Here is an 18,878-nt window from a genome sequence, read left to right as displayed (position 1 = left end):
CGTCGAAGTCCGTGTGACGCTAGACGAAGAAGTCATTTTGTGGTTTCAGGGCAAGGCAGTTGCGCTTAAGCCAACGGAACGGCCGAAACGGATTTCTGCGCCAAAAGAAAAAGCGGGCTCTGCGCAGCCACGCAAACCCGCCAGCAGTCATCCGTGGAGAACCGCGGAGACTCAAAACCAATCCAAGCGTACCACATCCAAGAGCTCATTCCAAGATGCCATCTATTCACAGCACAACCGCTATTCGGAGGCCTCCTGGTAGGCGGCTTCCATTTATTCTAAAAGTGACATTTTCTCGGAAAAGTTAAGGTGACATTTTCTCAGACGATTGACAGCCGTGCACTTCACTTAGAAGAAAGTACTTTGGACCGCGGACTGTGAGCGGAGTGCTGTCAAGCAAATCCAGGCGGGATCAAGTCCGGTCACTCCGCCCGCTTCAGCCGGGCATGCACGACAAATCGTCCGTTTACCGGATCGAGCAAATAATCGCAGGTCGACAGCGTCACGATCCGGTCCTGCACGGAAATCCCCATGTCGCCGTTATACAGCGAGCGCCGCTTGATTTGCTCCAGAAATGCGCCGAAGGCCGCGTCGTCGGCAAATTCCGTTTCAATATAGTTAAATTCCGTCGTCGTGTAATAGGCTGAAAAAACTTCGGCGATATAGGATTCATACAACGTATCCAGCCGAAATTCACGATGCGCGTCGTAATACTCCCGCTCCGTATAATACTTCAAATCGCCGAACATCGTGCCATCCTTCATCCGGTGGCCGTACAAAATCGTATGCCGTTCCTCTGCCCCCGGCCGATTGCGGAAATCCATAAAAATGCTGCCTGCCCGCGACTCTTCACCTTTATAATTGCGATGCAAATACCATTCGTTATCGGGCCCCTGAACGACCGGATAATCGATCCGGCTGCCATTCAGCTTGATCCAGCCGGCGATATCCGGGTTCAGCTTCAGCAAGGGCTGGAATATAGAGCGAGGCTGCGGCAGCCGCTCCGGGTGTCCGTCTTCCCCATAAGCGTAAACGCCAACTGTAACCGGAAACTCTCCTCCCCATGCTGCATCCGGTCGCGCCTCCATCCATAAATCCCTGGCTTCGCCCAGAGCTTCGCGGTTCTCATAATATCCCCAGCCAATCGCCGCCAGCCGGATTGCCGCATAGAGAAAGACCGCAATCGCCGTCATCGTCCAGCAATGGCGCCCCAACAGCCGCTTAACCCGCATCGCTCGATTCAGCCCTCCTAGCTGCCGGTTATTTTACTTCATTAAATAAAGCAAGCATTAACGTGACGGCCTCCGCTCGCGTTGCGCTTTCATTAGGTGCAAAAAGATTGTTGTCTCTGCCATTAATGATTCCACGCTCATGCGCTGCCGCAACTTCCCTCAGCGCCCATGCCGGGATGCTGTCCGTATCCGCGAAGCTTGGTCCTGCCATGGCGTCGAGCTCCAGCTCCAGCGCCCGGGATACGATAACCCCCAGCTCGGCCCGGCTGATCCTTCGTCCTGGGCGGAACGTGCCGTCTTCATACCCTCCGATCAATCCTGCCTTGGCGACCGCGCTCAAATACGGCTTTACCCAATCCGGAATATCCGCTGTATCGGCGAAGCTCAGCTCCTCCGCGCTTTCTTCCAGCTTCAGCGTACGGCTCAGCAGCGCTGCAAACTCTGCCCGGGTTACGACGTCGTCCGGACGGAACGTTCCGTCTTCGTAGCCGTTAGCCAGACCAAGGCCGACAGCACGCTCGACCACCGCTTTCGCCCAGTGATTTTCCACATCGGCGAAGCTGCTCGCGAGAACGATTCCAGGCTTGCTGCCCGGCTGTACGCCGGCTTGGCCCTGCCCGTCAGCCTGCTCCTTGTAAGGTTTAATGCTTGTTCCATCGAGAATAAATTCTACCTCATATTCGCCGTTATACTTGCCGGGCACAGCCATGACCAGTTGAGCAAATACTTTGGATTTCGTATCCTTGACTTCAAATCGTACCGTTCTTTCATTACGCTCCTCATTCGTCGAGATCACTTCCGCATCGGTCAGCACGCCGTCTGTTTCAATCTTCAGCCCCGTGACTTCCTTATGCGACACCGTGACCTGCATATAGCTTTTGCCGTCCTTCACCACCAGCTTGGCCGGCTGCTTGATATAATCGCTTGTCACCGACTTCCGGCTGGTTCCGCGCAGATTTACCGCGAAGTCCAAGGAGTAATCGCCCGGTGTATAAGCTTGAACGAATGGCTTCGCATCCACTTCGCCCGGATTTTGTCCGGGATCAAGCCGCTTGAGGGACGAACGGTCCAAAGTGAGATGTATATCGTATTGATGATCGTACAGGAAATCTGGGGTAACCTGCCAATAAACTTTCACCCAGCCCTTCAGCTTCGTATCCAGGTTGCCGATCTGGAATTGAACCGTCCGGGTGTTTGCCTTTTCGTCTTCCTCTACTGTAGTTGGCGTGGAAAGCCCGCTGCCGTTGTCGATTTGGAAGTCAGTCACTTCCTTGCTTTGCTTCAAGGTCATTTGAAAACGCATCGTTCCGTTTTCGACGATAAGCTTACCCGGCGTAATAACGTAATCCTGCATCACTGAAGTGTCGTTGATGGTTCCATACTTCACAACCTTATAGGCAATGCTGTAAGTGCCATCCGAGATACCATGTATATTCACCGGCCCCGGGTTACCTGTTCCAGGTCCAGGACCCGGATTGCCGCCAGGATTGCCGCCTTCTTTAGTAACGGTGAGCTGGGCAAATGGAATTTCGAACGCCTTCTCCTGACTGTCAGCCCCAATCAAAGTCAGCACGTAGTCAGCCGTCCGATCCACTTCAAAGCTGATTGTCGTACCTGCTGTGCTCAAAATGGTTACGAGTCCGGCTTGTTTGAAAGCCAGCTGCGGCTGGATTGCGACATCTTCCAGCGTTCCGTCTGCCTTGCGCTTCTCCACCTTCTTCAGCGTTACTCCGCTGGCCAGCCCGAACTTGGCGACCTGCTTGCCTGCGGAAATTTCCAGCTTGGCTCCGCCGGATACATAGCTGCTGATCGGCGTTCCGTCAGCGGACTTGATCGTGTCCGGAAGCTCCACTTTATAGCTGGCTTCTTCCAGCCTACTAGAGGCGGCAAACCGGCTTACCGCCTGCTGCAAAGCCCCAACAGCCGCGTCTACCGTCTGCTGCGAAGCCGACACGCTCGTATTCGCCGCCTTGGCCGCATCGATCGCCGTCTGCAGCGCCGCCTTGGCCCCAGCTGGGTACTGGCCGACCTCCGTTCCTTCGACTGCTGCGTCATGCTTGCCTTGCGCCGATGCGATCAACGCCGCAAGAACTGCTTTATCCGCTTCATACAGCTTCAAGCGGATCGCGTGATCCATTTCATACGGCTGCCCGTTAGCGACGGTCGAGATATGCACTTGACCGTTCAGCAAGGTCGCCAAGTCCGCCGTCTCGAATTGCACAACCCGGGTATTGGCGGCCGTATCCGTGCTGATGACCGTCGTTTCCGTCAGCACGCCGTTTTGCTCCACCTTAAAGCTTGGAATTATCGTGCTGTCTTTCAGCGTCAATGTGATCCGCTTCTTCCCGTTGACATCGCTGTAAACACCCGGCTTCAGGAAATAATTATTCATCGAGGACAGCTGGTCCTTCGTGCCATGAAGCACCGAGAAATTCAGTTCACGCTGCTCAGGCTGATTCGGAATAACCGGCTCGCCGAAGCCAAGCTGCACTTCATATTCATGATCATACAAGCCGATTGGCGGAGGCAGCAGCCAGTAAATTTTCACCCAGCCGTTCAACCGCGCCTTCAGATCGCTGACCGGGAAGCTGACAACCCGCGTATTCGCCGCCAGATCCTCGCTGACTTTGTCCGTCTCTACCAGAGCGCCGCTGCGTTCGGTCTTGAACGACAAAATCTCCGCGTTTTGCTTCAGCGTAAACGAAACGACCTTCTGCCCGCCCTGAACCGTCAGCTTGCCGCTGTCCTTGACGATATAGTCGTACATGACGGACGCGTCATTGCTTCCTTTTTTATAAATATTGAAAGGGATCGCATACTCGCCGTCAGGAAGCTGCTCGCCGCCTGCAGCCGGACCTTCCACAATGCCCGACGCCTTGAAGGTGTCAACCGCCGTTTGCAAAGCAGCCTGGGCAGCCCGGATCGCCGGCCGTCTGGCCGCCAAATTATCCGCTACCGGCTGGGCCGTATCGATAGCCGTTTGCAGCGCCGCTTTTGCATTCGCATAGGCCGCAGCGTCCAGGCTGCCGGCCAGCGCCGTATTGTGCAGCCGCTGGGCCCCGGTAACCGTCAGCTTCAGCTCCTCGAGCATATCCGCATTGAAGCTCAAATACACATCCCTCGTAACGTTCCCCACGCTGTAACGGATCATGCTGACGCCAAGCCAGGTGCTGTCGACCGGAGTGACCACGCTGACAGGCATCATCTGATATACTTTCTTCGTATCCGTGGACTGCTCGGGGACGAATCCTACCGGCAGCGTGAGCTGATAAATCGGCTCCAGGCCCGGATAAGCCTGAACGATCGGACCGCTTGGCGTCACGTTCAAAGTCAGATTAAAACGGGATTCCATCATATCCGTCAGATCGCTTTTTTTGGCCAAAGTAGCTGCCGTCGCTTCCAGTTCGTCTGCATATTGAGACAGCTTGTCGGTTGGCTCCAGCGTATCGAGCGCATAAAGCTTAAACGGCCTTGCCTGCACAAATTGTCCCGGCAGCACCGCTTGGTAGGCGCTCTCGAGCGTAGTTACGGCGCCGCTGATCTGCTCGGGCGTGCTGGAGCCTTTATCCAGTATGCCTTGAGCCCGCGTCAGCTCCGACTGCAGACTGTCGATGCGGGTACCCTCATACTCGCCTTCCTGAATCGGCGCCACCGCCGAGCCTGGAGAGCCTGCCGCCGTCCCTTGCTTGGAGGCTGTTTTCAGAAAGCTTTTGACCGCGTTCACACCCGAAATCAACAAGGTGCGGTCGGCCAGCTTTTGCGCCGTTTGGAAAAAAGCCAATGAGCCGTTCAGCGCATTGTAAATTTGCCCGTATGCCGTTTCATTGCCGTCCTCGGTCATCGAAAGCATGTATTCGGCCTGGGTAATGCCGCTCCAAATGATCGATTTGCTTCCGGGCGAATAATCCCCGTACTCCGTCCCTTCCCGGGCCGCTTCGTATACCGAGCGGGATACGCTGATCAGCGTCTTCACTTGTTCATAGGTCGCCTGGGTCACCGTGCCTCCGCCCGGAGACGGTTCCTCTTCGCCGCCCGACTGACCGGGAAGACTGGAGAGATCAAGCTTCAGACGCACATGATACCAATGGATATAGCCAAGCACCGGAATGTTGATATGCATAATTAAATCGTGCAGCTCGGCTACGCCAGCCAGCTTGTATCGAACAAGATAGTTGGAGCCCTCGCCGCCCGGCTGAGCGGCAGCAACCGCTTGATAATTTTCAAGTCCAGCAGCTTCTTCCCGCTGTGTAGCGGGATTCGTCGTAATGGTCGCCTTGGGCTTGCCGTCCAGTCGTGCCCCCAAGTACATAAAATAGCCGTATTCGACAGGCTTCACTTCATGCTCAAAAAACACTTCGCCGTTTTGGACCACGAGCGAGCCCTTCTGGCCCGCGGATTTCAAGTAATCATTGGCAACCGAAACGGTGTTGGAAGCAGCATGCATATAAAAATAATCGACAGGATAAGTTCCATCCGGCACAGCCGCCGCAGCCGCTTTACCGACGCCTAGCTGCAGCGAAGACAGAAGCAGCATCAGGATAAGCCCAAGCAGGGCCGCCTTCTTAAGCGTATGGGATTGCAATTGCATTATCACGTTGTTTAGCACTCCTTAGAATCATAATAGACCAGGTTTACGCTCGCTCCTGCAAGGAAACGAAGAGCGCAGCAGCGCGCCCTTCGTTGTGAATCATTTTGCCTGCGGCTTAGTTCCAGTCGATGACCAGCGTATGCACCGAGGAGTGGAAGCCGGCTACCGTTGTTTGCAGCTGGATCGGCACATTGTAAGTGCTGTTCGTCAGGCCGCTGAAAGTGAAGGTTGTATGCGTGCTTGTTGCAGAGCGCGTAGCCGTCACTTCGTAGACGCCGTCGCCTGATGGCGCGCCGTTGACGTCGGCATTCAGATAAGCGTAGGAAGCAGGCAGCGTAATGCCCATATAAGTGCCTTGGTTCTTCAAAGTGATCTGAACTTGGTAGTTCCCTGGCGATACTTCCGTAACGACGGCCGGACCGTCGATCGAAGAGGAGGCGTGCGATGTGGAGCTTGTAGCCGGATTGTAGAACGTATAGTCTTGGTCAGCTGCCGAAGCAGGGATAGCAATCGCCAGCGCAAGAACGAACAGCATCAGCATGGAAACGATCGTTTTCTTCTTGAACAATTTCATTATTGGACACACTCCTTGATTTTGGTTTTGGACTGCCATCAGCTCTGCCGATACAATGGATCTACTGTCTCACCATGCAATTTCCGGTTTCTCCCCTGCCTCCTTCCCTGTTTGATAACAGCGGCGCCATAGAAACAGGTCGTTATGTTTAGATAATGATAATCATTATCAATCATGCTGCAAAAAAAAAGCTTCTACGGCTGAGAGCATCTGATCCGGCCAATAATCAGCGTCTCATCTCTGTACTAAGCATCGAGGATGTGTACACCACCTCTCGACATCCCTATATTAGCTGTGCATTTTTAAATTTGTCAACCTTTTATTTCTATATTTTATATAAATTTCCTTGTGTAATTTTTTATCGGTTTTTCGCGCAGCAGCTAGCAGACATAGAGAATTTCCTCTATGCCTGCGGCCACCCACTCCCCTGCCCCCGTCCCATCCTCATTTATATGCCCACAGGCAGCACGGTCAGACCGGCCTCCTCATCCTCGCGGATGACGGACCTCACCCCGTAAACGTCCTGAATCGTCTCCTCCGTGATCACGTCCCGGGGAGCGCCCTGCAGACGGACTCGGCCGTTCTGCATCACTACGATATCGTCGCTGTATCGGATGGCTTGATTGATATCATGCAGTACCATGATAATCGTCAGGCCATGCGACCTATTCAAGGCTTTGATGAGCTCCAGCACCTCCAGCTGGTAATACATATCAAGAAACGTCGTCGGCTCGTCGAGAAATAAAATCCTCGTCTGCTGGGCGAGCGCCACCGCAATCCATACCCGCTGCCTCTCGCCTCCGGATAGCTGATCGAGTGTCGCTTCCCGCTTCTCCAGCAAATTCGTGCAGCGCAAAGCCCATTCCACAGCCTTGTCATCGGCTTCCCCGTGGGCAGAGAACAGCCCCTTATACGCCATGCGGCCGAAGCTCGTCAGCTTCTCCACGGTCAGATCATGCGGAGCCTCGTTCTGCTGATGAACGACCGCCAGCTTCTGCGCCAGCTCCTTCGGCTTGTAGCCGGCAATCGCTTTGCCATCCAGAATAACCTCTCCGCTGCGAGGCGTATAGTTTTGGGACATGACTCCGAGCAGCGTCGATTTGCCGCAGCCGTTGGGACCGATGATGGTCGTAATTTTGCCGTGCCGAAAGCTGCAGCTGATCTCCTGAAGCTGGAGCTGTCCGCGCTTCGGTTCGTATGAGAAGCTCAGCTCCTTAATGTCCATAGACGCGATCACTCTTTCTCAGCAAAAAGATTAGAAACGGACCGCCGATCACGGTCATAATAATCGAGGCGGGAATTTCCGCAGGGGCAAGCACTGTTCTTCCGAGCGTGTCCGCCGTCAATATAAGCAATGCTCCCGCCAGCGCCGAGAACGGAATCAGCACCTTATGATCGGAGCCGACGAGCAGACGGGCGATATGAGGAACGAGCAGCCCGACGAAAGCGATCAGCCCGCCCACCGCAGTCGCTACCGCCGCCAGCAGCACTGCAACAGCCGATATCCACAGACGGGCCCGCGACACATTCAGCCCGACATTGCGGGCCGACTTATCCTGCAGCGCGAGCAGATTGCACCAGGGACTCACGATCCACGCCAGCACCAGCCCGATCAAGCCGTAGAGCAGCATGATGCGCACATCTCCCCAGTTTTTCATCGTCAAAATCGACGTTACGGCTTGATTGACACTCGTGACCGCGTAGCTGCCCCGGTAATTGAACGATTGCCCCAACCCGCTGAAGGTAGCGTTGACGGCGATGCCGACGAGAATAATCCGAATCGGACTTAGTCCCGACTTCCACGCGAACGAATAGACGAGGAAGCAAGCCACTGCTCCTCCCAGGCACGCGAACAACGGCATCCAGAAGAACAGATTGGGGAAGATCGAAATTGTTAGAATCGAGACAAAACCCGCCCCGGACGAAATGCCGATCACGCCCGCATCCGCCAGCGAGCTGCGCATGACCGCCTGCAGCAGAACGCCGGACACAGCCAGCGCCGCCCCGACGAGCAGCGACACGATAATCCGGGGCAGCCGCAGATCGCGGATAACCTCCACCTGCTTGTTCGTGCCGGTAAACAACCCTTCGATCAGCTCAAGTCCGCCGACCTTGATGCTGCCTGTGCAGGCCGAGTAGATTGCTACTCCGAGCAGCAGTGCGAGCACGCTCCATATGCTCCAAACTTTTTTAGTCATATCCAGCTTCCTTCATCCGGTTAAAATGTTTCATGGCAATCTGCCCCGCCTTAAAGGCAGACTGTCTACGGATACAGCATTTTCACCGCAGCGTCCAGCGCCTCCGCCACCGCGAAATTGCCCGTCGTCGGGAACAGCTCCTCCGGCAAGTCATACACTCTGTTGTTCTGCACGGCCGAGAAATGCTTCCAGATGTCGTTTTTCTTAAACTCCTTCTCGAACATCTTCACAACCTCCTCCGGCATGCCATGGGCTGCGCGCAAAATAACATCCGGATTGGACTGCTGCAAATATTCCGTATTCGAAGCCAGATACTCGACCTTCTCGCCTTGCACGATATTTTTGCCGCCTGCCAGCCGCACCAGATCGCCGATGTACGAATGTTCCGTAGCGACCAGATAACTGCCCGGCACGCCAAGCAGAATAAGCACCGTCGGCTGCGGCTTGCCTTCCGTTTGCTTACGAATCTGCTCGACCTTGGCGTTATAGCCGTCGACCAGAGCCGAAGCCTGCTTCTCGCGCCCGTACCGCCGCCCGATATCCAGGATCGCCTGATTCATCTTCTCCAGGCTCGTAAAGTCCAGAAAATTCCCCTGAATGCCCGCGTTCTTGAATACCGGGGCCAGATCATATTCCAGCGTCGTTACCGACAGCACTTCGGTCGGGTCCAGCGACTTCACAATTTCCATGTTCGGGGTCATCGGATTGCCGACCTTCGTTACGCCGTCATAGCGCTTCGGCAGCTCCTTGGAGCTGGTCGGAATGCCCACAAGCGCCAGCTCCAGCGCATCGGTAAATTGGGTGGCAGCCACCGTCGTAGACACGATGCGGTGCTGCTCCTCTGCCGGCTTACCGCCTGCTCCGGCTGCGGCAGGAGCCTCTCCGCCCGCAGGCGCGCCCGTCGCCGAATCGCCGGAGCAGCCGGACAAGAGCAGCGCCAGCGCCAGAAACGATGCGCTCCATCCTATTTGCATACTTTGCCAACGCATAAGCCATGCACCGCTCCCTTCTACTTGCCCGACAACTGGTGCAGCGCCATAACCAGACTGACCGCCTCGGCTCGTGTCGCGCTTGCCTCCGGATCGAACCGGTTGTTGTCCCGCGCGCCGATCAAGCCCGCCTCATGGGCGGCAGCCGCTTCAGCCTGCGCCCATAACGGGATGGCAGCCGCATCCGCGAAGGCCGGCTTCTTCCCGGGCTCCACTGTCAGCTTGGATGCCCGTACCCCGATCACCGCCAGCTCCGCCCGGCTGATCTTGCGTGCCGGACGGAAGGAGCCGTCCTCATAGCCGCCGATCAACCCGGACTCGGCAATGGGCGCCAGATGCGGCTTCACCCAGTCGGGGATGTCGGCCAGATCGGTGAAGCTCAACTGCTGCGAGCCTGCCTCCAGCCCAAGCGCCCGGCTGAGCAGCGCGGCAAATTCCGCCCGGTTAATCTCGCCGTCCGGCCGGAAGGTGCCGTCTTCATAGCCGCCGGCAATGCCGAGGCTCACAGCCCGCTCCACCGCTTCCTTCGCCCAGTGACCGCCCAGATCCTTGAAGCTGACTTCCGACGAAGACTTCGTTTGCCCGGATTCAGGCTGCGTTTCCTTGCCGGGACTTGGCGAAGCCGGTACTGCCAGCTCCTTCAGCGACGATGGATCGAAGGTCAGATGGATGTCGTATTCGTGATCGTACAGAAACGTCGGAGTGACCTGCCAATAAATTTTGACCCAGCCCTTGATCGTGGCAGTCAAATCTTGAACCGCAAACTCCACCGTGCGCGTATTGCTCTGCTCATCGCTCGCCACGACTTGCGGTTCAACGAGGCTTCCGCCCCGCTCCAGCTTGAATCCGGTAATTTCCTTGCCCTGCTTAAGCGTAATCTGCACGAGCATCTTTCCGTCCTTGACCGTCAGGCGGCCTGGGTTCACCACATATTCCTGCATCACGGAAGCTTGATCCGTATTGAACTTCTTGAACGTGTACGCCATGCTGTACACGCCGTCGGCGATGCCGTGAGGATTGGAGGATGCTGCATCCGCCGTCCGGACGGCCGCATGGCCGCCAGCCGGCTCCAGCGCGTATGCTCCAGTTCCGGGTGCCGCAGCCAGCAGCGCAAGCGCCAGCACGGATAAGGCTGCATGCTTGAACATACGATGAGTCATGCTAATGCCCCTTTCTCAGTCGATAAGCGATATATAAACCCGATGCCGAAAGCAGCCCAAACAGCGTCGCCAGCGGAGCCTCGTCCCCGGTCGCCGGATTCAGCGCAGCTGCAGCCGCAGGCGGTCCGCCGGAGGAAGATTGTGCGCCCGCTTGGCTCTTCTCGGAGCCTGAGCCGGCTACCGTTGAAGCTTCGGCTGCCGCAGGTTTTTTGACGGCAGCGGCCGCGCCTTCCGGCTTCGTTCCCTGGGCGGCGGCATTAACGCCCGAGCCGCTTTTCGCTCCCTCCCCCGTCTGTTTCTCCGCTAGCGCAGCCCCCGTACTTTTCAGCGTTTTCTGGTCGAATACAAACCGGATCGTATAATCATGGTCGTAGTCGATATCCGGCACCGTCACGTGAATTTTAGAAAGCAGCGGCTTGCTCAGATCCTCGATTTTGAACTGCACGATCCGTGTGTCCTCGTCCTTGTCGCTGCCGACAACCTTGGCGTCAGAAAACTCCCCGCCCGCAGCGGTCTTGAACACCGTAATCCATTTGCTGTGATTCAGCTGAATCCGGGCCGTAATATCCCCGTTTTTCACCGTCAAAGCAGCCGGCTTTTCAAAATAATCGTTGGCCATGGATACCGAGTCATTTTCGGCCTTCGTAATGACATAGCTGACCGTATGCGTCCCGTCCGCCAAGGCGGAAGCAGCCTGCCCCGAAGGAACGGTCCACAGTTCCAGCGCCTGAACAGCCACCAGCAGGGAAAAGGCCAGCATGGATTCCCGCAGCTTCTTTTTCCAAAACAGCATGATTCTCTTTCTCCTCCTGTGTCCGTCGCTCCGGCTTTTCAACTCGCGAGAAACGAGACAATGATTATCATTCTCAATTAAATCTCTTAAAAAAGACGCTTCTGATTGCGTCCGGCTTCCATTTTCAGCATCGGGTTCTTTGACATCGAGTTCTTCACCATCGGGTCATCGGCATCGGGTTCATGATAGTTCAAGCCATTGGAAAATGTCAACCGTTTCAAGAAAAATTGTTTACTTCTCCCATTCTGGGTAATCATTCCAAAATTGTTGTTGACATTGATATTCATTCTCAATTATTATTCAATGTGCAAGTTGCCCATCACCATTCATTCACCATCCTCGATTGCCCAGCCCATGCCTGCGCAATCGTTAAAACCATTGTCAGGAGGACTCTCGACCCATGATGAACAAAGCGGCATGGCTAAGCTCCGCTCTGGCCCTCTTGCTTGTTGCGGGCTGCAGCCAGTCCCCGGGCGCTGGCGACGGAGCTCCCGCTGCGGCCGCCCGGGCTCAAGCTGTCACCGTACAGGACTTCGCCGGAAGAAGCGTCGTCTTCAATCAGGCGCCCCGCTCCATCGTTGCGCTGAGCAGCGGAGAGCTGGATATTGTATATGCGCTTGGAGCAGAAGTTACCGGAAGACCGACCTCTGCTTCCCCCGTACCCGTGAAAGATGCCGAGAAAGCTGTGCAGGTGGGTACGGCCCACGGCATCGATCTGGAGAAAATCGCTTTGCTCAGTCCCGATGTCGTGCTCGGCAATTACCCGATGAACGCCAAGGATATCCCGTCGCTTGAGGCGCTTGGCTCCAAGGTCGTGCTCTCATCGGCTAATTCCATCGACGATATCAAGAAGCAGATTCAGCTTCTCGGCCAGCTGCTGCAGCGGGAAGCAAAGGCCGCCGAGCTGATCAAGCGGCTGGACGACAAGCTTCTCGCCCTCGCCCCCAAGGATGGCGCCGCCCGTCCCCGGGTGCTGCTCGTCTACGGAGCTCCCGGCACGTATATGGCGGCGCTGAACAACTCGCTTAGCGGCGACCTTCTCGTGAAAGCCGGCGGAGACAATATCGCGGCCGATTATCCGAAGCTGGAGAGCTACCCCCAATATGCGCAGCTCAATACGGAGAAAATTGTGCAATCCAACCCTCAGCTTGTTCTATTGATGAGCCATGCGAATCCCGATCAGGTGAAGGATGGCTTCATGAAAGAAATGGAGCAGAATGCAGCCTGGAGCAGTCTGGACGCGGTGAAAAACAAGCGGGTTGAGGTGCTGCCCGCCGACCTGTTCGGTACGAACCCCGGGACGCGGGTAATCGAAGCGCTCGAGCTGCTCGGCAAGCTGCTGCAAACGGTGAAGTAAACCGATGAATCTCGAACAACGCAGACTTCGCCGAAAATGGGCGTTCATCATCGCCCCGCTGCTTTTGTTTGTCGCAGCCTGCTCCGGCTTGACCTACGGCTCTGTGCCCATCTCGCTGCGCGATATCTGGGAAGCGCTGAGCGCAGGCGGCGATCCGCTGCATCAGAAGATCATTATGAACCTCCGAATGCCCAGGGTGTTGATCGGCCTGCTCGTCGGGGCCTGTCTGGCTGCCTCCGGCGCCCTTCTGCAAGGCGTCATGAAGAACCCGCTGGCCGATCCGGGCATCGTCGGAGTGTCCGCCGGCGGAGGGCTGGCTGCCATTTTGGCGATGATCGTCTTCCCGCAGTTCAGCTACCTGCTGCCGGCGCTGGCCTTCGCCGGCGCGCTCGCCGCCTCGCTGTGCATTTATTTGCTGGCATGGGACCGGGGCTCTTCCCCGCTGAAGATCGTGCTGGCCGGCGTCGCCGTCAATGCGCTGCTGGGCGCCGTCACCAACGGGCTGATGGTCGTGTACAGCGACCGAGTTCAGGCAGTGCTGCCCTGGCTCGCGGGCGGCCTGAGCGGCCGCAGCTGGCATCATCTGTCGTTCATGGCTCCTTATGCCATCGCCGGACTTGCTCTCTCCCTGCTTGCTATCAAGCCGGCGAACCTGCTGCTGCTCGGAGACGACGAGTCCAGACTGCTCGGGCAGAAGGTTGAGCTGCAGCGGCTGCTTATCATCGTACTTTCTTCGCTGCTCGCGGGAGCCGCGGTCAGTGTCGCCGGTCTCGTCGGCTTCGTTGGACTTGTCGTGCCTCATGCTGTCAGACTGCTCGTCGGCGACGACTACCGGTTTCTGCTCCCCCTGTCGATAGCGGGCGGAGCGGCCTTGGTCGTACTCGCCGATACGGCCGCCCGTTCGGCTTTCGATCCGATTGAGCTGCCGGTTGGCATTTTGCTGGCCGTGCTTGGCGCGCCATTCTTTCTATATTTGCTGAAGAAACGGGGGATGTCGGGATGAACGCACTAAGACAGACTGCAGCGCCGGCAGGGACGCATATCCAAACCCAATCCGCAGATGAGCCTGCCATCGAAGCCAGACGGCTGAAGCTTCAGCTCGGTCCCTTCGGACTGCAGGATCTGTCCGTGCAGATTCCAGGCGGGAAGATGACAGCGATCGTCGGGCCGAACGGCTCCGGGAAGTCCACCCTGCTGAGGCTCATCACCCGGCTTCAACGGCCGGACAGCGGCGAGGTTTCTGTGCAGGGACGTCCCGTCCAAGCGTACCCTGCGCTGCAATTTGCGCAAACGATCGCCATGCTGACCCAATCGAAGGGTCATCTGCCCGAGCTCACTGTGCGCGAACTTGTAGCCTACGGGCGTTCGCCCCACAAACGGCTGTTCGAGCCGATGAGAGCCGCCGATCATGAGATCGTGGATTGGGCTCTGAATGTGACCGGCACCGCGCGCAACGCGGACCGGATGTTTCAAACTTTATCGGGAGGTGAGCAGCAAAAGGCCCGGATTGCCATGGCACTCGCGCAACAGACGAATATTCTTCTGCTGGACGAACCGACGACCTACCTGGACATGGCTCATCAGCTCGATGTGATGGAGATGCTGCAATCGATCAACCGCGACTACGGCCTGACGATCGTGATGGTGCTGCACGACCTTCAGCAGGCCGCCGCGTACTGCCATCATATGATTGCGATGAAGCGGGGCAAGGTGGTTCAGACAGGGGAACCTCAGAGCATGCTGACCAGCCGGTTTTTGTACGAGATTTACCAGATTCACGCGAAAGTCAAATTCGAGGACGGCTACCCGGTCATTATCCCGGTCAAACCCGCCCCCCCATCCAAGGAGGAAACTACGATGATTATCGTAACCAACACTTCACAAATTACAAAAGGCGAAGCCCACAAGCTGATCGAGCGTTTCGATAAAGTAGGCAAGGTTGAGTATATGGACGGCTTTCTCGGTCTGGAGGTTCACCTGACTGAAAATACGAAGGAGTATGACGAGGTCAGCGTCGTTACCCGCTGGAATTCGCGCGATGACTTCGCGGCCTGGACCAAAAGCGAAGCATTCCGCGAATCCCATGCCCACCGGAGTACACCCGAATATATTATCTCGAATAAAATTACGTTCTACGAAGTCAAAATCGTCCGTCATCCGATCGCAACGGGCGACGCTTCCGCTACAGCCAGCTGACGGCCCCGACCTTTGCGCCGGACATAAGCCAACCAAGCCAAAGAGCGAGTCCTTAAGGACCCGCTCTTTGGCTTGGTCTGCATCGAGCGGCTTCCGCAGCAACGTTGATGCTCACCGTTAGCCTTAGCCCTGTGCCGCATCCATGTTCATGCAGTTAATGGCCCACAGATGGCCGTCCAAGTCCACGAAGCCCCAATGATACATGGACCCATAGTCTTCAGGTTCAGCGTGCAATTTCCCGCCCAAGGAGACCGCGGTATTCACGATTTCATCGACCCTTTCCCGGCTCTCGAAAGCCAATGCGATCGTCATCTGCGCATACTTGCTCGTATCGACGGATTCCTTCTCCGTGAGCGTATTAAAAAATGCTTGATTGATCAGCATAACCTGCAGGTTGTCGCCGATCACAATAGCCACCGAATTTTCGTTCTCGGGGAATTGCGGGTTGAGCTCGAATCCGAGTCCGGTGAAGAACGCTTTCGATTGTTCTACGTTTTTTACAGGCAGGTTGAAGCTCGTGAACGCGGACGTTAATGCCATTTTCAAAACACCTCTTTGTCAAATTAGTTTGTGTTTATGAATGCCTTCGTTTATATAGACGACAGCCGATCCGGGAATTCATCGGTCTCATGGATGCGGAAGCGCAAAATCAGTTCAAAAAAACAGCGACAGTCCGGGACATTATATTCTCGTCCTTGGCCGTCGCTGTTTCAATGTCAAGGCTCAGTTCAGCATAGGGAAATAGCCTCTTAGCTTGCTTGCTCGCTTAAGCTCCTATTGCTGCTTTCTCAACACTTGATAAACGTCTTTGATCAGCATATACGTATCGCCGTTCGTCAATTCCTGCTTATTGGCGATCGAATCGACAGAAGCTTTGGTAAACCAGCCCTTGCTCTCCAGCGCTGCAACAGCCGTCTCCGGAGTCGCCTCTACCTTCAGCAGAAGCGCGAACATATGAGCGGCGATGTCCAGCGTTACCGGCAGCGTCTTCGGATCGGTCCCCTTGGCGATCGCCGACGACGGCGCTCCCGGCAAAGCCTCGGGCTTGAACTTCCGCATACCTTCGAGCATGTTCAGCATGCGCTGCTGGTTGCTCTTCTCATCCAGACGGAAATTATTGTCGTAGCCGCCTGTCGTCAACCCCAGCATCACGGCTGCTTTCAGGCCTTCATAAGATTTATGCTCCATGAAAGGCTCCGGCTTCAGCGTATATTCGTTCAGAACCATGCCCTGCTTTGTCAATACCGCCTGCAGCTCGGCGATCGCCTCCTTGGAAGCGGCCATCTGCCGGAACGAAAGCTTCTTGTCCGCCGCAATCTTCGCGGCCGCGCCCGCCGCCTCTGCCGCCGCCATGCCGACAGGGATAACGCGGGCGGAGCCATGCGGCAGCGTATCAAAGCTGGCTGCCCGTCCGACGACAAGCAATCCGTCCACCTTCAGCGGCACGATGCTGCGGAACGGCACCGCATATTGCTTCGGATCGGTGACGACCGCGCCGGTATCGGCCGGCGAAATCCGCTGAATATCGACCGGATATTCGCCAAAGCCGATGCGGTCCCATTGATCCCGGTTCTCCAGCACATCGATAATGCTCAGACGGTATTCGCCCTGAATATGGCGGGTCTCCCGCACATACAGCTCAAGCGCGGTGGCGTCAAGCTCGATGCCGGCAAACTCCGGATATTTCTGCTTCATGTATTCGACGATATGCGGCAGCTCGTTTTTCGCCAGCTCGAAGGCTTCCGCCTTCGATTTCGGATCGGTGCCGTCAATACCGAACACTTGAAGCGCGTTAATCAGCATCGTATTGTCGTTCTGCCGGCCGATGTTCAGGCCCCGCATCGCGACGCGTTCCTTGTTGACCGGCGGATAATCCTTCATATCCTTGTATCCCCAGGCGCTCATCGCGTTGGCGCCGGTCCCTGCGTCTCCGTCGCCTTCCAGACGCTCCTGCACCTTCTTCCACACATCCGGCGTAATATTCTTGAGCCGGAATACAAGCGTCACCGCCATCCGCGCCTTCTTGTCGCCCAAATCCTCACGGCCAGTCGTATACGGCACGCCGGCCGCAGCCGCAATATCCGCGTCCTGGGTCGCATCGATCACCGAGGCGGCCTTGACGGTTTTCTGCGACCCGTCGGCCAGCGTCAGCTTCAGTCCGGCGACGGCTTGTCCGCTTCCTGCCGCCTGCATCAACGGCTCCATGGACTTCACCTTCAGCAGCACATCAATGTTTGGCTGTGCGGCTACGAGCTCGTGGAACGCGTTGGCAGCCGTCACTACATCGAAGGAATCGCCTTCAATCTTGCTGTACCAGGCGCTGAATATGCCTTTGTTCAAAATTTCCCGCTTATGCAGCACGCCCTTGTCAGGCTCGTAATTCATATCCAGACTGTTCAGCCAGCCAAGCGTCATCAATCCGCCCAATATGGCGCGGTCATGACCGTCAACCAGCAGCGTTTTCTGTCCGTTGCGCGCGGCCGAGACAGCCGCGGCTACGCCTTCGGGGTCCGTTCCGGCCACGATCACATCATATTGATCCTGAGGCGTTTGAACGGTCTGGATTTCCTTCAGCGTCTGCACTTTGCTTGCCGTTACCTTGTGCTTTAATGATTGGGTCTTCCACACATAAAGGCCGCCGGCAGCAGCCGCAATCACTACAAGCGCTGCCAAAATGCCGATATACCCCTTCAGGCTGCCGCCTGAAGCATACCTTGAATTGCCTGCCATGTCACACCTCTTGTATCAGGAATAAGTACAACGAATCCACCGCGGCAATTTCCTTGAAACTGTGCCGCCCATGGACTCCTAACCTATTTATACGATTCAAAAGCCCTCAAAGTTGCAGATTTTGCGGAAATACGACAATATTAGGCCAAATGGGCCCATTCCCCGGCGTTAATCCCTCCGTTTCTTCCCTTGACGGCCTCCAATGCGGTTATTCTCGCTTTGCCTAAGCCGAGAAACGGACCGTCACTTCTGCCGGCTCCTGCGGCAAGTAACGGTCCGTTTCGCTTAGCGGTATGATTTGCGCGGCGTCCGCTTCAACTGCTCCTGCGGGGACGAATGCCCGGCGCTCCACGAGCCGGCACCTCTCTCTGCCGAGATCAGCGCCGCGGCCTCCTCTACATGTCCGAGAGCCAGGTACAGCTCCGGCATAAGCGCAATCTGCTCTTTGGGGGATCGGAACATCGCTTGATTCTCCCTTGCCTGTCAGATTTCGGCCAAGAATGCCTACATCCGATAGGATTCCCCAAAGCGCCCCGATTTACACCCGGTCAGGCATCCGCCGCGTCGCGTTACCCACGGCCCTGACTCTCGAGGATCAGCGTCACGGGGCCGTCGTTCACGAGCGCCACATCCATCATTTCGCCGAAGCGGCCCGTCTCCACATGCAGACCCTGCGCACGCAGAAGCTCATTGAACCGTTCATACAAAGGCTCCGCCGTTTCGGGGCGGGCAGCGGCCATGAAGTTCGGCCTCTTGCCCTTCCTGCAGTCGCCATATAAGGTGAACTGGGAGACGGATAAAATCTGTCCGCCTGTATCCAGCACCGACAGATTCATCTTCCCGCCTTCGTCCTCGAAGATGCGCAAGCCGGCCACTTTCTCCGCCAAGTAGCGGGCATCCTGCTCCGCATCTCCCTCCGCCACGCCTACGAGCAGCACAAGTCCGGAGCGGATGCTGCCCACGATATCGCCGTTTACGCTGACACTGGCTGCCTTGCTGCGCTGCAATACGACTTTCACTGGATGTCATTCCTCGTTTCTCACAACTTAATCTCGGTTCGT

General features: G+C 56.4%; 15 protein-coding genes and 1 pseudogene. 4 read left to right on the top strand and 12 right to left on the bottom strand.

Annotated elements, in window-relative coordinates:
* Positions 1–262: pseudogene (locus BLR08_RS31510) on the top strand (integrase); the annotation flags it as partial.
* Between the two features lie 160 nt (positions 263–422).
* Here BLR08_RS31510 and srtB read toward each other — a convergent pair.
* From srtB to isdC, 8 genes are all read right to left on the bottom strand, one after another.
* On the bottom strand, positions 423–1,232 hold the full coding sequence (gene srtB / locus BLR08_RS29425) for a class B sortase (protein ID WP_072338139.1): 810 nt from the start codon (positions 1,230–1,232) through the stop codon (positions 423–425).
* A 28-nt stretch (positions 1,233–1,260) separates the two neighbouring features.
* Positions 1,261–5,820 carry an NEAT domain-containing protein gene (locus BLR08_RS29420; RefSeq protein WP_072338138.1) on the bottom strand — a complete coding sequence of 1,520 codons (4,560 nt, stop codon included), beginning with the start codon at positions 5,818–5,820 and terminating at the stop codon, positions 1,261–1,263.
* A gap of 115 nt (positions 5,821–5,935) precedes the next feature.
* A complete protein-coding gene (locus tag BLR08_RS29415; RefSeq protein ID WP_072338137.1) occupies positions 5,936–6,394 on the bottom strand; it encodes a hypothetical protein in 459 nt (152 codons plus the stop codon).
* Positions 6,395–6,842: 448 nt separating this feature from the next.
* A complete protein-coding gene (locus BLR08_RS29410; protein ID WP_072338136.1) occupies positions 6,843–7,619 on the bottom strand; it encodes an ABC transporter ATP-binding protein in 777 nt (258 codons plus the stop codon).
* A complete protein-coding gene (locus tag BLR08_RS29405) occupies positions 7,609–8,592 on the bottom strand; it encodes a FecCD family ABC transporter permease (protein WP_072338135.1) in 984 nt (327 codons plus the stop codon). The genes BLR08_RS29410 and BLR08_RS29405 overlap by 11 nt, the downstream gene beginning before the upstream one ends.
* Positions 8,593–8,657: 65 nt before the next feature.
* Positions 8,658–9,566 carry a heme ABC transporter substrate-binding protein IsdE gene (gene isdE, locus BLR08_RS29400; RefSeq protein WP_072338134.1) on the bottom strand — a complete coding sequence of 303 codons (909 nt, stop codon included), beginning with the start codon at positions 9,564–9,566 and terminating at the stop codon, positions 8,658–8,660.
* Between the two features lie 35 nt (positions 9,567–9,601).
* On the bottom strand, positions 9,602–10,741 hold the full coding sequence (locus BLR08_RS29395; protein ID WP_072338133.1) for an S-layer homology domain-containing protein: 1,140 nt from the start codon (positions 10,739–10,741) through the stop codon (positions 9,602–9,604).
* A gap of 1 nt (position 10,742) precedes the next feature.
* Positions 10,743–11,534, bottom strand: coding sequence for a heme uptake protein IsdC (gene isdC, locus BLR08_RS29390; RefSeq protein WP_083537570.1), 792 nt, complete (start codon positions 11,532–11,534; stop codon positions 10,743–10,745).
* A gap of 400 nt (positions 11,535–11,934) precedes the next feature.
* Here isdC and BLR08_RS29380 point away from each other — a divergent pair, with 400 nt between their 5' ends.
* From BLR08_RS29380 to isdG, 3 genes are read left to right on the top strand one after another with little or no spacing between them, the layout of a single operon-like run.
* A complete protein-coding gene (locus tag BLR08_RS29380; protein WP_072338131.1) occupies positions 11,935–12,891 on the top strand; it encodes an ABC transporter substrate-binding protein in 957 nt (318 codons plus the stop codon).
* Positions 12,892–12,895: 4 nt separating this feature from the next.
* Positions 12,896–13,894 (top strand): FecCD family ABC transporter permease, encoded by a 999-nt coding sequence (locus tag BLR08_RS29375; RefSeq protein WP_072338130.1) that lies wholly within the window; start codon positions 12,896–12,898, stop codon positions 13,892–13,894.
* Entirely contained in the window at positions 13,891–15,087 is a 1,197-nt protein-coding gene (isdG, locus tag BLR08_RS32050; RefSeq protein ID WP_083537569.1) for a heme oxygenase, read from the top strand. The genes BLR08_RS29375 and isdG overlap by 4 nt, the downstream gene beginning before the upstream one ends.
* Positions 15,088–15,210: 123 nt before the next feature.
* On the opposite strand, the gene BLR08_RS29365 is transcribed toward isdG, so the two are convergent.
* The 4 genes from BLR08_RS29365 to dtd all read right to left on the bottom strand — a co-directional run bounded on the left by BLR08_RS29365 (position 15,211) and on the right by dtd (position 18,836).
* A complete protein-coding gene (locus BLR08_RS29365) occupies positions 15,211–15,627 on the bottom strand; it encodes a VOC family protein (RefSeq protein ID WP_072338129.1) in 417 nt (138 codons plus the stop codon).
* A 234-nt stretch (positions 15,628–15,861) separates the two neighbouring features.
* Entirely contained in the window at positions 15,862–17,817 is a 1,956-nt protein-coding gene (locus BLR08_RS29360) for an FAD-dependent oxidoreductase (protein WP_072338128.1), read from the bottom strand.
* Positions 17,818–18,102: 285 nt separating this feature from the next.
* Entirely contained in the window at positions 18,103–18,279 is a 177-nt protein-coding gene (locus BLR08_RS31355) for a hypothetical protein (RefSeq protein WP_176835632.1), read from the bottom strand.
* A gap of 107 nt (positions 18,280–18,386) precedes the next feature.
* A complete protein-coding gene (gene dtd, locus BLR08_RS29355) occupies positions 18,387–18,836 on the bottom strand; it encodes a D-aminoacyl-tRNA deacylase (protein ID WP_072338127.1) in 450 nt (149 codons plus the stop codon).
* Positions 18,837–18,878: the final 42 nt, after the last annotated feature.

Origin of the sequence: Paenibacillus sp. cl123, assembly GCF_900101595.1 — a bacterium.
GTDB lineage: Bacteria > Bacillota > Bacilli > Paenibacillales > NBRC-103111 > Paenibacillus_G.
The sequence above is the reverse complement of the archived record's forward strand: the minus strand, read 5'-3'. Positions and strand labels throughout refer to the sequence as shown.